This window comes from Halodesulfovibrio sp. (assembly GCF_015482765.1).
Lineage (GTDB): Bacteria > Desulfobacterota > Desulfovibrionia > Desulfovibrionales > Desulfovibrionaceae > Halodesulfovibrio.
On the sequence record NZ_JADMLB010000074.1, the window covers coordinates 1 to 16,243 of the forward strand.

The window sequence follows — 16,243 nt, forward strand, 5'->3', positions numbered from 1 at the left end:
TGATAAAATCTTCAAAGGTAAACGTGCTCCAGCTACCATGCTCTTCATGGCGTTGACCCTTATCTTTGTTGTGGTTTACTGGTTCAACCTCAGTGGGCCAAAATGGATCGACTACGTTGCACTCGTAGCTATCGGCTTCCTTGTATACGGCCCGATCATGATCATCGGCCTTCACGCACTTGACCTCGTACCTAAAAAAGCTGCTGGTACAGCTGCTGGCTTCACCGGCTTCTTCGGCTACGTATTCGGTTCAGCTATCGCTGGTTCCGGTGTAGGTTGGATTGCTGATAACTTTGAATGGCGCGGTGTGTTCATCACAATGGTTGCTTGTTGTGTACTCACCATTCTGTTCAGTGCATTCACCCTCGGTCACAAAGCTGAGTCTAACGGCGCAGCAAAATAGTTGTGACATTGCGTAGCCGGCTTCATTCCAGCTACACAATAGAGTAAACAAAAGCCCCGCTTCATTACGAAGCGGGGCTTTTTATTCATGGTAGAAACAGGAAGCAATTACTCAACGTGTTTTAACAACACTTCATCACGCCCGTCTATTTCTTCAATCATCACGTCCACCTGCTCCGTACGAGCTGTGGCGATCTGTTTTCCCACATAGTTAGCTTGAATCGGCAATTCGCGATGCCCGCGATCAACCAGCACCATCAATTCAATACGGTTAGGTCGACCATAATCCAGCACGGCTTCAAGTGCAGCACGAATTGTACGTCCGGTAAACAATACGTCATCAACAAGCAACAACGCTTTTCCGTCCACACTTACGGGGATATCTGTTTTATTGATCATTGGCTGAACATCGAGAGTTGTCCAGTCATCACGATATAAATTGATATCTAATGATCCAAATTCTACCTTTTTCCCCAGCTGCTCTTCAAGCACAGTGCGCACACGTGCCGCAATATCTACGCCCCTTCTCTGGATACCGACCAGAACAAGGTTCTCACACTCACCATGATTCTCAAGCACCTGATACGCAAGGCGATCAACAGTGCGACGCACCTCGTCATCAGTCATGACTGTTTTCACGTTTCCCATACCTTTGTCCTTTGTTCTGCTTTATTCCATGAGGAACTTACAGAATACAGTAACTTTTTTCTTTCATAAAAGAAACTGCATCGGTGGGCATTCTGTGACCTATGTCATGGGCGTTATGACGTTTTTACAGTACAATGACCGACAGTTGACTTTATGCATCCCGATCTTAATTTCAAGAGAACACACAGTTATTCAATACGATAAGAATATCTTGTCACCCGGCACATTCTTTCGGTTACTAAAAGCCTTGTCTGTGGTAGTATGACATACTGATAATTCGCCTGAAGATCTTCTGCTTAAAGAGGACTGCGGGAGGCACAACAAAGTATGCGAAAACGCCCGCACAGAGCCGAATACTAAGCATCCAAAACTCTGATGCTGTGGCTCCATTTCTATTGACAAAGCTAATAACTGTCTTTACTTGATATGAACAACCTACGTGGAGGAAATTCAATGTTTACATTGACTGAAAACGCCCACAAAGAACTTGCGGCGTATTTTGCAGATAAGGAAAAATCTCCTATCCGCATCTATCTGGCTCCGGGCGGCTGAAGCGGCCCAAGATTGGCATTGGCTCTGGATGAGCCAAACGAAGAAGATTCCGTATTTGAAGAGAAAGAATTCACTTTCTGCATCAATAAAGACCTCATTGAAAAGTCTGGTAAAATTACCATCGACCTTTCTTACATGGGCTTTGTTGTTGAGTCCGAGAACCCTCTTGGCGGCGGCAGCTCTTGTGGCGGTTGCTCCAGCGCAGGCTCTTGCGGCTAGACGAGCTTAGCTTATTAAAGGCGGCTTCATTTTGAAGTCGCCTTTTTTTATGCCCTACCTATATAAAGAGCTGATAGCCATAAGGGAAAAAGCTTGGGTTTTATCTATCTGTGACATATCTGTTTGACGAAATTTCTCCCACAGCAGTAGTGTTTCTCAATCTAACATTCGGAGGAACACACTATGTTCACAGTAACTGACGAAGCACGAAAAGCACTTGATGCACATTTTGAAGATAGAGACCTTGCGTCCATTCGTATCTACCTTGCTCCGGGCGGTTGTAGTGGCCCTATCCTTGCCCTCGCAATGGATAACCCGACTGACGAGGACTCTGTGCTCGCAGCTGATCCATACTCTTTTTGTATCAACAAGGATCTGCTCGACAAAACAGGTGCTCTTACTGTAGATATCAATTGTCAGGGCTTTGTTGTTGAGTCCAAAAATCCACTCGGTGGTGGAGGCTGCGGCAGTTGTGGCGGTGGTTGCGGCAACTAAGCTGACAAACGAACCTATTCAGGCGGCTTCATTGTAAGCCGCCTTTTTTTATATATATGGAGAGATCTGCTATGACATTCAAAGAATCTGTACTGTACGGAATCAAAATAGCGCACAAACAAAAAAAAGAGTTTGTGGTTGGTAAAGAAGACGGACGCTGGGAAGTCCGTGAATTAGCAGACCCTCGTTCTGATCAAATGTCTCCGAGCATCATCGTTACAGGCAAAGGCATTAAGTACCCCGACGATGAATATCTCTACGCTCAACTCATTGAAGAAGGCGCATAGACCAAAAGATCCAGTACGCCTGCTTGTTACTACTTGCTGGCTACCTGTGCCTTCCACTCTTCACACGAGCACACACCACACTGAATTTTCTTAAGATCTGCCTCTCCGGAGGCATGAATCCCCGCAATAGCATCACGAAGGGCAACAGTTCGATAATCTCGTGCTGTTGCTTCATAAATAGTAGTCCTCACGCAATTCGCAAACCATGTTCCGGCTATCACAACAGTTGAGATATTAAGCAGTTGAAGCATTGCATGAAGCTGAGTCTCATAGAAACAGCCCCAACGCGGTTTATATAGCAGCTGTTCTTTTTCAGAAATTTTCTGAGCGGCACCGGTCAGCAACAAATTTCCATCCGCAACAACACCTTCCGGAATAATTTCACTCACAGGCTGCATTCCCTCTGTCCCTACCAGAACAAGCTGTGCGCCACCTTCTACTGCTTCCCGGCGACAAGCGTCCACCTGTGTTGTTCCTTTTTCCGGTGTGTATATGCGAACGACATGGATAATTGGCAATCCCATTTTACGGTAATATGCAGCCATTTCGCCTGTTTTTACTGCAGCTGCGGCAGCCCCTTCTCCTTCAGCCGGAGCACCGGAACGGACAAAGTCATTTTGCAGATCAATGGTAATAAGAGCACTTTTCTGTGGCTCTGGAACTGTATATTTAGAAAAATGACTGAACATTTCGCAAAATCCTTACTTGAAAAGTTGTCGAAAATTCTGTGCTTTCACGTTGTTAAACTCAAAAAAGATATTTTTTCCAGTCAATTCGGTCAAGAAAATCTCAAAAGTGTAATGAGCGTTGCTGGTAAAAGCACTTTCATTCAAAAAAAGGACAAAAAAAAGCCGCACTAGGTGCGGCTTTTTTTTATTTTACGTACTGCTTATTTTTTAAGCCAAGGCATCATCTCACGGAGACGACCGCCGACTTCTTCAATCTGATGAGCAGCTTCGATACGGCGAGTTGCAGAGAAGAATGGGTAGTTTGCCTGAGACTCAAGGATAAAGTCGCGGGCAAAACGACCTTTCTGAATGTCTTCCAGAACTCGTTTCATTTCTTTTTTGGTTTCCTCGGTAATAATGCGAGGACCAGTTACATAGTCACCATACTCTGCAGTATCAGAGATAGAATTGCGCATGTTGGCAAGACCACCTTCATACAGCAGGTCTACGATCAGTTTTGTCTCGTGCAAACACTCAAAGTAAGCGATTTCAGGCTGGTAGCCTGCTTCGCACAGAGTTTCAAAACCAGCTTTAATAAGAGCAGAAATACCACCACAAAGAACTGCCTGTTCACCAAAGAGATCTGTTTCAGTTTCTTCAGCAAAAGTAGTTTCGATGATGCCGGAACGAGCGCCGCCGATGCCTTCAGCGTAAGCCAGAGCCTTCTCCTGTGCTTTGCCTGATGCGTCTTGGTGAACTGCAAACAAGCAAGGAACGCCACCACCCTCGGTGTAGGTGCGGCGAACGAGATGACCTGGGCCTTTCGGGGCAACCATGAATACATCAACGTCTTTCGGGGCTACAATCTGAGCAAAATGAATATTAAAGCCGTGTGCAAAGACAAGTGAGTTGCCAGCTTTGAGATTAGGTTTAATGTCGTTCTCAAAGACAGCAGACTGGTACTGATCGGGGAGTAGGATCATAATAATATCTGCCTGCGCAGCAGCTTCTGCAGCAGACATCGGCTCAAAGCCGTCAGCTTTAGCTAAGTCGTAGTTTGCTCCGCCAGGACGCTGCCCGACAACAACATTAATACCAGACTCGCGAAGGTTCTGAGCATGTGCATGCCCCTGGCTACCGTAGCCAATGATTGCTACAGTCTGATCTTTCAGGATTTCCAAGTTGGTGTCCTGTTCGTAGTAAACCTTCATCTCCACTCCCTGCCGTGCTTTGCACGGAACATACGTTTAGGTTGTAGTTAGTATATAAAAACCCCCGCCTGAGGGAAATCACAAGCGGGGGCATGCCAAGCAAATGATCTTATTTCTCAGGTTGCATGGAGCGTCGCAGTGCGACGGTACCAGTGCGTGCAATTTCTTTAATGCCAAATCGTTCTAGTAGTGCAATGACAGCCTCTACTTTACCATGATCGCCTATGACTTCCAGTGTTAGTTCGTCTAGGCTGACATCAACGACTTTGCAACGGAAAATATCTACAATACGTAGAATTTCTGCGCGGTTAGATTCAGTAGCATTAACTTTAATCAATGCCATCTCGCGCTCTACAGTTGTGCTGTCGTGCATATCGGTCACTTTAATAACTGTGACCAGTTTACGCAGCTGCTTAACAATCTGCTCAATAATCTGCTGTTCACCGCGTGTCACGATAGTCATCAAAGACACACCTTCTTCAAGAACAGGTGCTACGTTCAGAGAATCGAGGTTAAAGCCACGTCCGCTGAACAAACCGGAAATGCGGGATAATACGCCCGGTTCGTTTTCTACAAGAACGGATAATACATGTCTCATACTCTATTCCTCTACACCAGCAACATTTCTTCAAGAGAGGCTCCAGCAGGAACCATCGGGTACACATTTTCTTCTGCTTCTACACGAACATCCACGATACATGGAAGCGGAGAATCAAAAGCAGCCTTAAGAGTTTCTTTAAGCTTAGCAGGATCAGTAACTCTGTATCCTTCAGCGCCATACGCTTCTGCAAGCTTCACAAAATCAGGCTGTGCATCCATACAAGTGGAACAGTAGTTTCTGTCGTAGAAAAGCTCCTGCCACTGGCGAACCATTCCAAGGAAACAGTTATTCAGCACAACAATCTTAACTGGTAATTTGTGACTCACAGCAGTCATAAGTTCCTGACTGTTCATCTGGATTGAACCATCACCAGCAATATCAATAACCAGTTTATCAGGATACGCCATCTGCGCGCCAATGGCCGCAGGGAATCCATAGCCCATTGTGCCGAGACCGCCTGAGGTCAGCAGTGTACGCGGCTGACGGAACTGATAAAACTGTGCTGTCCACATCTGGTTCTGTCCAACTTCAGTACTGATGATGGCATCACCTTTGGTCAGCTCAAAAATTGTTTCAACAACATGCTGCGGCTTCAGAGATTCCTCATCGTGATATCTCACAGGATGGGTCACAGCCCACTCTCTGATCTGCTTATTCCACTCGTCATATTGATCTGCCCAGTTCACATCTGCAAATTCAGTTTCCTGCACTCTAAGCAGTCCCTGTAATGCGAGCTTGCAATCGCCAACAATCGGCACTTCAACTTCAACGTTTTTACGGATTGAAGTCGGATCAATATCGATATGGATAATCTTGGCAGATGCTGCAAACGAAGAGAGCTTTCCTGTCACCCTGTCATCGAAGCGAGCTCCGACTGCCAGAATAACATCTGCATTACTCACAGCCTTGTTTGCGGCATATGTGCCGTGCATGCCAAGCATACCGAGCCATAACGGGTCATCACCCGGAAAAGCTCCAAGTCCCATCAAGGAACCTGTTACCGGCAGTTGCATTGAGCGGACAAGTGTTCCCAACTCTTCAGAAGAGTTAGAAGAAATCACACCACCGCCTGCAAAAATCAATGGACGCTTTGCTTCGCTCAACAGTTCGATTGCGCGGCGCACCTGATTATTATTCGGTTTGTACGTCGGGTTGTAACTACGCATCTTAATACGTTCCGGATACTGGAACGCGTGCATCTGGTTCTGAACGTCCTTTGGAATATCCACGAGCACTGGCCCCGGTCTGCCGGAACGTGCTACATGGAATGCTTCTTTGATGGTTGACGCAAGTTGGGATACGTCCTGCACCAAGTAGTTATGCTTGGTGCAGGGACGTGTAATACCTACAATATCAACCTCTTGGAAAGCATCGTTTCCAATAAGGGGAGTTGGAACCTGACCTGTTAGAACCACTAGTGGAATAGAGTCTGAATACGCAGTTGCAATACCGGTAACTGTATTAGTTGCGCCCGGTCCGGAAGTTACAAGGCATACACCGACATTACCGGTAGCTCTTGCATATCCATCTGCAGCGTGTACTGCACCCTGTTCGTGACGAACAAGCACATGTTTTATATCTTGGTGGTTGGACAGCTCATGATAGATATCAAGAACAGCACCACCCGGATACCCGAAAAGAACATCAACGTTCTCTTTTTTTAAACTCTCTAACAGGATTCTGGCCCCAGAATACTCCATTTACATCTCCAATTCCCTGTACCGATCAAGCATTATTTGTATTTTAGTCTTACCGTCTAATTTTTGTTTCTTAAGTTCGCGTAGAGATACTCTTTCCTGCGGTGTTAAGATTTTTTTGCTCTCAAGCTGATCTAACTGCTTTTCAAATAAGATGTGCTCATCCCAAAGCGCCTTGAGGTTCTCATCATGGGGCAAGTGTTTCTCGAGTAATTCTACGTCACGTACTTCCATGATTGCTTCTCCTTTTTTGGAGGTTATCGGCAGCTTCTTCGGTTAAAAGCTACCCATAGGGATAGAAAACCGTCACATCCACGAGTAACGGGATTCTTATATAATGTTAGAGCGTTACACACTCATAACTACATTCTCCAAGCGTTACTTTTTGAGCTGTTTTTTTTGCTTAATCGGTTTTGTAGGTTACTAAATTCTATTCTCTCCAACTCTCCTGCTGCGAATAGTCTTCAGGTTTTTATCACCTGCCGCTTCACTGGTGGCAAAGCAGCCTCCGTTTTTCAACCATGTCGCTGTCAGCGCATGGTTGGCTCTGACAGAGACTGCCAGGCTAGTGAATAGCTCCGGCAAGTTGATACAAGGAACGGATAACAAAAATCTGCGCAAACTGAATTACAAGCAGTAATACAACGGGGGATAGATCCAACCCGTTAAAATATGTGAACGGCAACCACTTACGAATGCGGTAAAATGCCGGTTCAGTCAGGTTTCTCAATATACGCACAATCGGATTGTAGGGATCAGGATTGACCCAGGAAAGCAGTGCAGAAATAATAACTACCCAGAAGTATATGCTTAAGACTGCATTCAGAAGTTCAGCAATCGCTACTACAAAATTCATGGCAAAAATCTCCATTGAGCCTCCGGTTACACCTCCGAGATAAAACACCTCGGGGAGCCCCACTAAGTTCTACTTAATCATTATGACGGATTACTTATCAAGTAAAAAGTGACGAAATTGGCAATTTTTTTTATTTTTTTGTAAAGAGTCTGTTATTTAGCAGTATTACACCAATCAATAAGTGTCTGCTTCACACTATCAAAGTCATCAATGTGAATTCCACGTAACTTAGCGTTTTTATACGCCCAAAATGGAATTCCAGCTCTTTTTGCCGCTTCTTCGTCAACAATACTGTCGCCAATAAACACAACCCTGTCAGCGGGTTCGTTCCATACTTTCATAATTTCAAGTGCGCCCTCAGGGTGAGGTTTACACTCTACTTTTGCAGCAGTCATAACAGGATGGAAAAACTCATCCATATTATGCTGCTCAAGAACCATTTCCATTGTGTCAGAACGGTTCGTAAAAACTGCCAGCTTAATGCCAAGCTCCACAGCTGTTTCCAGTAGCTCGTATAACCCCGTTTCCGGAGTCATAAGCGGTAACACCGTCTTAATGTAGTTCACCTGCTTTTGAGCCGCCGGAATAAGGTGATGCTTCTCTTTGGGAACAATGGCTTCATAAAAACCCATTACTGAGGAATAATGCGCCACATCTTCCTGTTCCGGTGTAAGAGGCGGCATACCCAAAACATCTAGCACCTGATTATAGTATCCAATATTACAGGCACGTGTGTCAAACATCACCCCGTCACAATCAAAGATAAGACCACCGAGTCCATTTGGAAACATCTCATCCAACAATTCTGGCGTAAAATTCATTCTCTTCAATCCGCTCTTCACCTAATTGGACTCTAAACAAAACATGTCCGATGTATTCAACCTCGGGTAAATCTGAGATTCTGCAGTATAAAGAAACTACAATGAATCAACTCAAAAGTATGTGAGAATATACACTCTCTAACATTTTTTTTTGATCACATGGAAGTCTCGTTAAACATCCACCAAGGCCTACTTCGACTGTGTTTATGAATCAGCCAATTACGCTACTGTAAAAATTTCTATTGTCCGGCTTAAACATTTCCTGCCTTCCGGAACCCGAGTGTGCCCCAACAATGCATAGGCTTTCAAAGAATATAGTTTAACACTGCTACCTGCCGGCACAGAAAACCCATATTCATCCAGAGTGATAGACTCCGGTGTGATATCCTCACCAATTTCGGTGACGACATCAACAAGTTCTTTTTTTACTGCAAAAAAACGTGCATTTTCAGGAGCAAATTCTAAAATAGCTCCAGCTACAGCACGCCACGGCACCCCCAAATCTTCTTCAACATCACCGTTTAATGCGGCTTTTGCTTCAATGCCCGGCAATTCTTCATAATCATCATCAGAAATGCCAAGAATTGTATCAAGATTGGCGGTGGACTCAGTAAATTTATTTTTCAAATCAGCAAGCTCTGCAACCCGCTGCTCCATATCCCAAGCCAAAAGCAATGTTTTTTGCGCAGCAACTCTTGCCTGTAACTGCACATCAACAACCTCTTCTTCTTTGGGCACAGCTGTAAACTCACCTGTTTCAGCAAAAGCATCCAGATCAGCAAACTCATCAGACAACGGCTTTGAAGCCTGCTTCTTTGCATTTTTTTCAGCAAGTACATCGCCAGACATGTCACGTGCACTGCGAAATGATTGACCATACTGAAGCAACTCATGCAACTGTCCGCGAGCGTCAGCTTGGCTCATAGGAAGGTCAGGGGAAACAAAAAATGATGAGCCGGTGGCCTCACGAAGCCCCGGAGAACAAAACAGCACTCCCTCCGGAAGTTCTGAAGCAAGAAATTGCGGTCGGACTGCCGGAATAGCAAGAGTAACGTTTTTACATTCAGATGCGCTCATTAAGTCACCTAATTAGTGCGAACAGCCCGAAGCTGCTCCAGAAGTTTGTGAATGTTTGTACCGGCGGCAAACGCCGGTACAAACAGGAAGTTTTAAAATACAAATCAGGTTCAATTCATAACGGCAATCAGTAAGACTGCCATCATCAACACACTGTTTACAAACATCCGGACAAAATTCCGGACACAGTGTCCCTGCCGGCGGTAAATCTGCTTCATGTGACTCCCACAACCGTGCAGCCTGTTCATCATTCAAAGAAAACCTGTCCGCGCGGTCGATGAACTCGTCATACGCTTGCAAAAAACGGGTTATTTCCGAACATGTCCATTCCGCATGATCACCGGGATTCATATGCTCTTCAAACAGACAATGTCCCTGCTGATAATAAGCACAGTGAACACCGGGCAGTTTTTGAACCTGAGCAGCCATAGGCTAGCCCTCAACAAGATCGTACGGCCACAATTCCATGCCACCATCAAGCACATAGAGACTGGTTGCACCCAGTCCATACAGATAACATGCTATGGAATAAGGAATATCTGAATTATGGCTGACGATAACCAGAGGAGTAAAACGCGGAACTTCGTCCTGAAGACGTTTTTTCAACTGGGTGAAAGGAATATTGTACGCGTCCTGAATATGTCCTGCACGCCATGCAATCTGGTCACGAAGATCAAGAATAAAGAACTTGGCACCCGCTTCACGGGACGCAATAAGCTCATCCGGTGTAATACCCAAGATTCGCTCTTCAAGCTTGTTAGAAAGCATGGAAGCAGCTTTATTCAACATCATGCCACCGGCTGCCATATCAACGCAGGAGAGCGTCTGCACAGTCATATTACTTGCCAACGCAACCGCTGCACCGGACGCTACACCGTCAATCCAGCCTGCATCCACTGCACCGCACGCCTGAGCGCCAAGAACCACACCGGTCGCCTTATCACATACCAGTTTAATTACAGCTTTTGTATGAATACCGGCAAGAACAGGGGCAGCTTCAAACAAAACAAATTCAGGCTCATAACCGGCTGTTGCCGCTTCTCCCTGAGTAAGGCCGGTACGGAACGCTACACAATCTGCGGCCTGATAACGGGAGGTAGCACAGCTGCCCTTCCACGTTACCGGTTGTTCAAGAGCTATTGCACTGAGAACCCGACCATGCGCTACAAGTGTATCGACGGAGCTTGCCTCATAAGGAGCTTTTGAATTCCCAGCTACTTCAGCACGCTTTACAGCAACTGCGGAACCGAAGAGATGTACATCTTCAAGCCCGCAGGAAAAATCTTCATTAACTGCGATAAAGCCAGACGGATCAAGGTCAACGCCCTGCTCCGCAACAATCGGATGAACTGCACGGGGCATATCTGCCCAGAAGAACACTTCTCCTTCAACAGAAGCTTCACCGCACGTCAGTGCACGAACATCACCTTCTGCTGTCAATTCAGGAGTCACATCGCCGCAGGTCATTGGAACAACAGTAACTTTACCTTCTGTACCGGCTTCTACTTTATCGCTTACGACATGCCAGAATTCAGGATCGAATTCAGCACACTCAGAACGTGCCCATGTTACAGAAACGCCTGCCTGCACAAGTGGATCGATCAATGACATGGCATGCGCACCGCCGTATACAACAGCAGTTTGCGGCTTATAGCTTTCAAGCCACTCGTCAACCAAGCCTGCCTGCTCAAGCGGCCACGGGATTACATTCTGCGCTCCACGAACAGCGCGAGGCAATCTAGGGGCTGCATCAATTTCCATAATCAGTTTTGTATACCGAATAGGAATACAGCCTTGAGGAGAAGATGCATGAACAGTTTTATTTTCGAAATCCAATTCCATTGATGTCATAGGAAGTACGCTGATCTGTTTAGCATCAAGCAAAACAGAAGAAACATGTGCCATAGGGTTGCATTTTCCAAATACACCCTCTTTGGAACCTTCTTCAACTTCAATAGGAACTACCAGATTAACCTCAGCAGACGGAGCCTGCCTTTTAATGCGCGCAGCGGTCTTTGCACCTGCAAGACCAGAACTTATAATAACAATACGTTCCATTTTAATACTTCCTCTTTTCTTAAAAACTTAACAAACGGAGTACTGCCTTTTTTCCGTTTGTTATTCGACATATTACGGGAAACAGCGCAAGAACAACCCCTTGACCTGCAAGCCCCCCGTGTGTATAGCGGCTTCATATCCTATGGAGGGAACTATGTTCGGTATCGGTATTCCAGAATTACTCGTCATCCTCGTCCTTGTTCTGCTCGTTTTCGGAGCCAAAAAGCTTCCTGAAATTGGCGGCGGACTTGGTCAGGCTATCAAAAATTTCAAAAAGGCTACTACCGAGCCTGATGAAATTGATGTCACTCCATCTTCTGAAAAGAAGAAAGAGGAAGACTAGCAAGCAATTACGGCTTACAAAAAATCCCGAAGTACTCAGTACTTCGGGATTTTTTGTATTTCATTTGAGCTTACTCGCCCGCTGGCTGAAACTCGTAAGTCAGCCCGCGTCCGTTCACATACTCAGATAATTTTGAAAGAACCAGATCGATATTTTTAGACTGCACAACCCAGCGTGCCGCCACAGAGTCTGCTTGAATAATCACAGCTTCTAATCTGGCACCGGATGAAGATCCCACCCATTCGCGCAAAACTCTATCAAATGCTTCTACACCGTCCGGGAACAGCCAGCCGCGCACCTGAAGTACCCCTCTTCGGGCATTCCCCACAGGCTGCTGGTTCGTACTTTGAGAAAAATACTGCCCCCACACAGAAAACCATGCGTCATCTAACTTTTTAGACTGAGCAGATATTGGAGCTCCCGCGCCCTGAAGTGACAATTCCCATGTATCTCCAACGGTATTCATAACCAAAATTAAAGGAGAATTGTAATCAGGTCGCAAACCGTACAACTGGTGAAGTCTTCCCAACTTTTCCCATGTGGCATCCTGCACACCGGAATACTGAGGATTATAAACCACCGGTGTTGTCTTTGTTTTAAAAAAACCAAGACGTTTAATCACAGAGGTTAAAGAAGAACGGTTTACGGAGACTTCTACAGACATTTCCTGCCCGTATCCATCCGCCATATGGGTAGACCCCAACTCGCGATAGCTTAACACGTATGTTTTTGCTTTCGGGGCTAAAAACTTACGCAGCTCTTCCTTACGGACTTCAGGAACTGAATATCCGATAATTTCCAGCGCCTCGTCATAAACAGCATTAACAAATGCCGCCTGCAACGCACTGGAGCGGGAACGAACCGAATAGCTGTCTCCCTCAGCACCGTCAGGAACTGATTCATACCAGACAGATTGCGCAATGCGAGCCTGAACAAGCGAGCTGAACATAAGTACAGCTGCTAACGCTAAACCAACGAGAACTAATTTTTGTTTCATCATTTTGAATCTACTGTATGCATTACAATTTCAGTTGTCCAAATGTACTGTATCGCCCTGTAAAACACCAGAGTTTTATAAAGACAAAAAAGACCGGCATCCAATAAGACACCGGTCTTTATTACATTAGCTGAAAGCTACAGGCAATTATGCAAAAGCTACATCAACCTGTTCAGCTTCAAGATCATCACGTTTTTCAATAGTACCGATGACCCATGCTTTCTGATTCATAGCTTCAAGACGAGACATTACGTCGTCTTTATCTTCAGCGCTGACAATAACAGTGTATCCGATACCACAGTTGAAAATCTGCAGCATTTCCGGCCAGCTCAAATCACCCTGCTCTTTCAACCAGGTAAACACTGGAAGAACATCCCATGAGCCAAAGGAGATAGATGCACGAACAGAAGAAGGAAGTACACGAGGAATATTGTCGTAGAAGCCACCGCCAGTTACGTGCACCATGCCTTTGATGCTGAAATCACGCATCAAAACATTTACGGTGTCTGTGTAAATAGCAGTCGGCTCAAGCAGGACTTCAGAAACTTTTTTGTCTGTGCCCGGCATAATATCATCACCGGTCAGTCCGCTTTTTTCAAAAAGTTTACGCACAAGAGTGTATCCGTTAGAATGGATACCGGTAGAACCGAGACCGATAATGGCATCACCGACGCGAATATCAGATCCGTCTACAATGTTGGCGTTATCCACCATGCCAACACAGAATCCGGCAAGATCGTACTCGCCTTCTTCATACATGTCCGCCATTTCTGCGGTTTCACCGCCCAGCAGTGCCATTTTAGATGTACGGCAACCTGCTGCAACACCGGCAACTACCTGCTCGGCTTTATCCACGTCGAGCTTACCTGTGGCGAAATAATCAAGGAAAAAGAGTGGCTTTGCACCCTGAACCAGAATATCATTAACGCTCATGGCAACGAGGTCGATACCTACTGTATCATGTTTGTCGAACATGAAGGCCAGTTTGAGCTTAGTTCCAACACCATCGGTTCCGGACACGAGCACAGGCTCTTCCATACCCGACAGATCCGGTTTGAATAAGCCTCCGAAGCCGCCGATATCGGAAAGAACACCTTTCGTATGGGTATCAGCTACAACGTGCTTAATTCTATCAACAAGGGCGTTTCCTGCATTAATATCAACACCTGCTTCGGTATACGCTCTTGAACGATCTTCAGACATTATCTGCTCCTTGATACTAGTATGATAACAAGATCCTTCGGGAAGCCCGTACATAGGCTTTTACGGAACAAAGAGCAAGGGAGAAACACATGCACTACACTTCTATTACAATGAATCCTTCATCTGTCCCTAAACGCGCGCTGTACGCACTCTTTGCAATCGCAATTTGTGTTATGGTTATCGCTCCTTCAGTTGCTGATGCAAAAAAACATGTTCCTGCACAACGACAAGACAGAGTTTTCGGCACAGACTCCTCAGACATTACCATAGAAACCGATTATCCGAGCGGCGACAGAATACTGGAAGTAAAGCCCGAAAAACAAAAAGAAGAAGATTGTAATAAATACACAAACGGACAATACCCTATCATCATTGAACTCAAACCAGACATCTCAGGCTATAAAAAGTAGGTGAATATGCATCCTGCCAGACTCTGGAAACCACTCGGCAAATCAGACGACTCTACGCACCCCCATGTTCAGTGCAGACTATGCAGTCATTTTTGCAAAATAGCACCGGACACCGCAGGGAAATGCGGCGTACGAAAAAATGTAGATGGCAAATTGTACACACTGGTCTTTGACAAAGTAGCCGCTGCCAATCTTGATCCGATAGAAAAAAAACCACTGTACCATTTTTTACCCGGTACAAACACATTTTCGTTCGGAACCGTAGGCTGCAATCTGACCTGTTCATTCTGCCAAAACTATTCCCTCTCAACAACGCCGCGACTGACAGGGAAAATTACAGGGCACATAACAAAACCTGAGCAACTCATAGAACTTGCTCTCGAATCCGGTGCTCAGTCAATCTCGTACACCTACTCTGAACCGACTATTTTCTTTGAGCTTGTCGCTGAGACGGCAGAACTTGCTATCAAGCATGGCTTAAAAAATATTTTGGTTTCCAACGGCTTTCAATCTCCTGAATGCCTGAAGGAACTCAAAAATCTTATTCATGCCTGCAACATTGACCTAAAGGCCGCCACAGAATCATTTTACAATGAAATCTGCGGGGCACACATCCGTCCGGTTCTGCGAAACCTGAAAACAATTCGGGAAATGGGCTGGTGGCTTGAGGTAACAACACTCCTCATCCCCAATGAAAACGATGCGCCGGACGAACTTACCACACTGGCACAATTCATTCATGATGAACTTGGAAGTGATACTCCGTGGCATATCAGCCGCTTTCATCCAACGTATAAAATGCAAAACCATGTTGCCACCCCATTGGAAACACTGGAACTTGCTGCTGCTATTGGCAAAAAAGCCGGTCTGAATTATGTGTATGTAGGCAATATTCACGGACACGATGGACGCGACACACACTGTCCGTCATGCGGATGTACCGTGATTCGCCGCAGAGGCTACACAGCAGCCATAAACGACTATTCACACTGTCCAACCTGCAAAGCACAAATCGCAGGAATATGGAGTACACATGATTCTCGTTAACACCGGAAACGGTAAAGGAAAAACGACGGCATCAGTCGGTCAGGCAATTCGAGCATTAGGGCAAGGACACACCGTTGCCTTCGGACAATTTATGAAAAGAGATAATCAAGCCGGCGAACAACGTATGCTTCGCAAGTTGCTTGGTGATTTATTTTTTGCCCCCGGCGACGGTTTTCTCACAAAGCCTGAACAATTTCCAAAGCACAGAGCAACCTCTGAAAAAATCATATGGTGGGCTAAAGAACATATTGTCGATGTTGATATGCTCATTCTTGATGAAGCCCTGTATGCACTCTCGTCCAAGCTCATTAAACGCGAAGAGCTTGAAGAATTGGTTGCCATGGCACGCAATAATGAAACCCACCTTGTACTCTCTGGTCGCAATGCACCACAGTGGCTCATTAATGAAGCCGACCTTGTGACAGAGATGACAGAGATCAAGCATCATTATAAAGCAGGCATTCCGGCACAGGAAGGAATAGAGTTTTAACATAAATTTATAAATTTCTTCTTGCCATGGATGCAAGTTTACCCTAAACACTTCTTCGCGACGGAGAGTGGCGCAGGTTGGTAGCGCATCTGGTTTGGGACCAGAGGGTCGCAGGTTCGAATCCTGTCTCTCCGACCACGAGTTTAAAGCTCACAGTGAAA

Annotated in this window: 20 protein-coding genes, 1 tRNA gene and 1 pseudogene; 9 read left to right on the forward strand and 13 right to left on the reverse strand. The window is 45.6% G+C overall.

Features of this window, described 5'->3' with window-relative positions:
* Positions 1 to 403: pseudogene (gene glpT, locus QZY95_RS14685) on the forward strand (glycerol-3-phosphate transporter); the annotation flags it as partial.
* Between the two features lie 107 nt (positions 404 to 510).
* Here the strand turns inward: glpT and pyrR are convergent.
* Positions 511 to 1,050 carry a bifunctional pyr operon transcriptional regulator/uracil phosphoribosyltransferase PyrR gene (gene pyrR / locus QZY95_RS14690; protein WP_290924881.1) on the reverse strand — a complete coding sequence of 180 codons (540 nt, stop codon included), beginning with the start codon at positions 1,048 to 1,050 and terminating at the stop codon, positions 511 to 513.
* Between the two features lie 453 nt (positions 1,051 to 1,503).
* Between pyrR and QZY95_RS14695 the strand changes: the two genes are divergently transcribed.
* The 3 genes from QZY95_RS14695 (at position 1,504) to QZY95_RS14705 (ending at position 2,603) form a co-directional block, all read left to right on the forward strand.
* Complete coding sequence (locus tag QZY95_RS14695; RefSeq protein ID WP_290924883.1) at positions 1,504 to 1,821, forward strand: IscA/HesB family protein; 318 nt, start codon at positions 1,504 to 1,506, stop codon at positions 1,819 to 1,821.
* A 183-nt stretch (positions 1,822 to 2,004) separates the two neighbouring features.
* Entirely contained in the window at positions 2,005 to 2,316 is a 312-nt protein-coding gene (locus tag QZY95_RS14700) for an IscA/HesB family protein (RefSeq protein ID WP_290924885.1), read from the forward strand.
* Positions 2,317 to 2,387: 71 nt separating this feature from the next.
* A complete protein-coding gene (locus tag QZY95_RS14705; protein ID WP_290924887.1) occupies positions 2,388 to 2,603 on the forward strand; it encodes a hypothetical protein in 216 nt (71 codons plus the stop codon).
* A 29-nt stretch (positions 2,604 to 2,632) separates the two neighbouring features.
* On the opposite strand, the gene QZY95_RS14710 is transcribed toward QZY95_RS14705, so the two are convergent.
* The 10 genes from QZY95_RS14710 to QZY95_RS14755 all read right to left on the reverse strand — a co-directional run bounded on the left by QZY95_RS14710 (position 2,633) and on the right by QZY95_RS14755 (position 11,592).
* Positions 2,633 to 3,292 carry an isochorismatase family cysteine hydrolase gene (locus QZY95_RS14710; RefSeq protein WP_290924888.1) on the reverse strand — a complete coding sequence of 220 codons (660 nt, stop codon included), beginning with the start codon at positions 3,290 to 3,292 and terminating at the stop codon, positions 2,633 to 2,635.
* A 200-nt stretch (positions 3,293 to 3,492) separates the two neighbouring features.
* The gene (ilvC, locus tag QZY95_RS14715) at positions 3,493 to 4,482 is read right to left on the reverse strand and encodes a ketol-acid reductoisomerase (protein ID WP_290924890.1); all 990 of its coding nucleotides are present in this window, start codon (positions 4,480 to 4,482) and stop codon (positions 3,493 to 3,495) included.
* A 109-nt stretch (positions 4,483 to 4,591) separates the two neighbouring features.
* Positions 4,592 to 5,080 carry an acetolactate synthase small subunit gene (gene ilvN / locus QZY95_RS14720; RefSeq protein WP_290924892.1) on the reverse strand — a complete coding sequence of 163 codons (489 nt, stop codon included), beginning with the start codon at positions 5,078 to 5,080 and terminating at the stop codon, positions 4,592 to 4,594.
* A gap of 11 nt (positions 5,081 to 5,091) precedes the next feature.
* Positions 5,092 to 6,783: a biosynthetic-type acetolactate synthase large subunit gene (gene ilvB / locus QZY95_RS14725; RefSeq protein WP_290924894.1), complete on the reverse strand. Its 1,692-nt coding sequence runs from the start codon at positions 6,781 to 6,783 to the stop codon at positions 5,092 to 5,094.
* Positions 6,784 to 7,014 carry a DUF465 domain-containing protein gene (locus QZY95_RS14730; RefSeq protein WP_290924896.1) on the reverse strand — a complete coding sequence of 77 codons (231 nt, stop codon included), beginning with the start codon at positions 7,012 to 7,014 and terminating at the stop codon, positions 6,784 to 6,786.
* Between the two features lie 331 nt (positions 7,015 to 7,345).
* Positions 7,346 to 7,651 (reverse strand): YggT family protein, encoded by a 306-nt coding sequence (locus QZY95_RS14735; RefSeq protein WP_290924898.1) that lies wholly within the window; start codon positions 7,649 to 7,651, stop codon positions 7,346 to 7,348.
* 137 nt (positions 7,652 to 7,788) lie between these two features.
* Positions 7,789 to 8,457, reverse strand: a complete 669-nt coding sequence (locus tag QZY95_RS14740) for an HAD-IA family hydrolase (RefSeq protein WP_290924900.1) — start codon at positions 8,455 to 8,457, stop codon at positions 7,789 to 7,791.
* A 219-nt stretch (positions 8,458 to 8,676) separates the two neighbouring features.
* The gene (locus QZY95_RS14745; RefSeq protein ID WP_290924902.1) at positions 8,677 to 9,534 is read right to left on the reverse strand and encodes a hypothetical protein; all 858 of its coding nucleotides are present in this window, start codon (positions 9,532 to 9,534) and stop codon (positions 8,677 to 8,679) included.
* A gap of 12 nt (positions 9,535 to 9,546) precedes the next feature.
* Complete coding sequence (locus QZY95_RS14750; RefSeq protein ID WP_290924904.1) at positions 9,547 to 9,963, reverse strand: hypothetical protein; 417 nt, start codon at positions 9,961 to 9,963, stop codon at positions 9,547 to 9,549.
* Positions 9,964 to 9,966: 3 nt separating this feature from the next.
* Positions 9,967 to 11,592 (reverse strand): rhodanese-like domain-containing protein, encoded by a 1,626-nt coding sequence (locus tag QZY95_RS14755; protein WP_290924906.1) that lies wholly within the window; start codon positions 11,590 to 11,592, stop codon positions 9,967 to 9,969.
* A 154-nt stretch (positions 11,593 to 11,746) separates the two neighbouring features.
* Between QZY95_RS14755 and QZY95_RS14760 the strand changes: the two genes are divergently transcribed.
* A complete protein-coding gene (locus tag QZY95_RS14760) occupies positions 11,747 to 11,935 on the forward strand; it encodes a twin-arginine translocase TatA/TatE family subunit (protein WP_290924908.1) in 189 nt (62 codons plus the stop codon).
* 70 nt (positions 11,936 to 12,005) lie between these two features.
* Here QZY95_RS14760 and QZY95_RS14765 read toward each other — a convergent pair whose 3' ends face one another.
* Together QZY95_RS14765 and purM are read right to left on the reverse strand one after the other, a co-directional pair.
* The gene (locus QZY95_RS14765; protein WP_290924909.1) at positions 12,006 to 12,935 is read right to left on the reverse strand and encodes a hypothetical protein; all 930 of its coding nucleotides are present in this window, start codon (positions 12,933 to 12,935) and stop codon (positions 12,006 to 12,008) included.
* 144 nt (positions 12,936 to 13,079) lie between these two features.
* Positions 13,080 to 14,135, reverse strand: coding sequence for a phosphoribosylformylglycinamidine cyclo-ligase (gene purM, locus QZY95_RS14770; RefSeq protein ID WP_290924911.1), 1,056 nt, complete (start codon positions 14,133 to 14,135; stop codon positions 13,080 to 13,082).
* Between the two features lie 89 nt (positions 14,136 to 14,224).
* On the opposite strand from purM, the gene QZY95_RS14775 reads away from it, so the two are divergent.
* The 4 genes from QZY95_RS14775 to QZY95_RS14790 all read left to right on the forward strand — a co-directional run bounded on the left by QZY95_RS14775 (position 14,225) and on the right by QZY95_RS14790 (position 16,220).
* The gene (locus tag QZY95_RS14775) at positions 14,225 to 14,545 is read left to right on the forward strand and encodes a hypothetical protein (protein WP_290924913.1); all 321 of its coding nucleotides are present in this window, start codon (positions 14,225 to 14,227) and stop codon (positions 14,543 to 14,545) included.
* A gap of 6 nt (positions 14,546 to 14,551) precedes the next feature.
* Positions 14,552 to 15,592: an AmmeMemoRadiSam system radical SAM enzyme gene (gene amrS / locus QZY95_RS14780; RefSeq protein ID WP_290924915.1), complete on the forward strand. Its 1,041-nt coding sequence runs from the start codon at positions 14,552 to 14,554 to the stop codon at positions 15,590 to 15,592.
* The gene (locus QZY95_RS14785; protein WP_290924917.1) at positions 15,579 to 16,082 is read left to right on the forward strand and encodes a cob(I)yrinic acid a,c-diamide adenosyltransferase; all 504 of its coding nucleotides are present in this window, start codon (positions 15,579 to 15,581) and stop codon (positions 16,080 to 16,082) included. Before amrS ends, QZY95_RS14785 begins: the two co-directional genes overlap by 14 nt.
* A 61-nt stretch (positions 16,083 to 16,143) precedes the next feature.
* Positions 16,144 to 16,220 (forward strand) — tRNA-Pro (locus tag QZY95_RS14790).
* Positions 16,221 to 16,243: the final 23 nt, after the last annotated feature.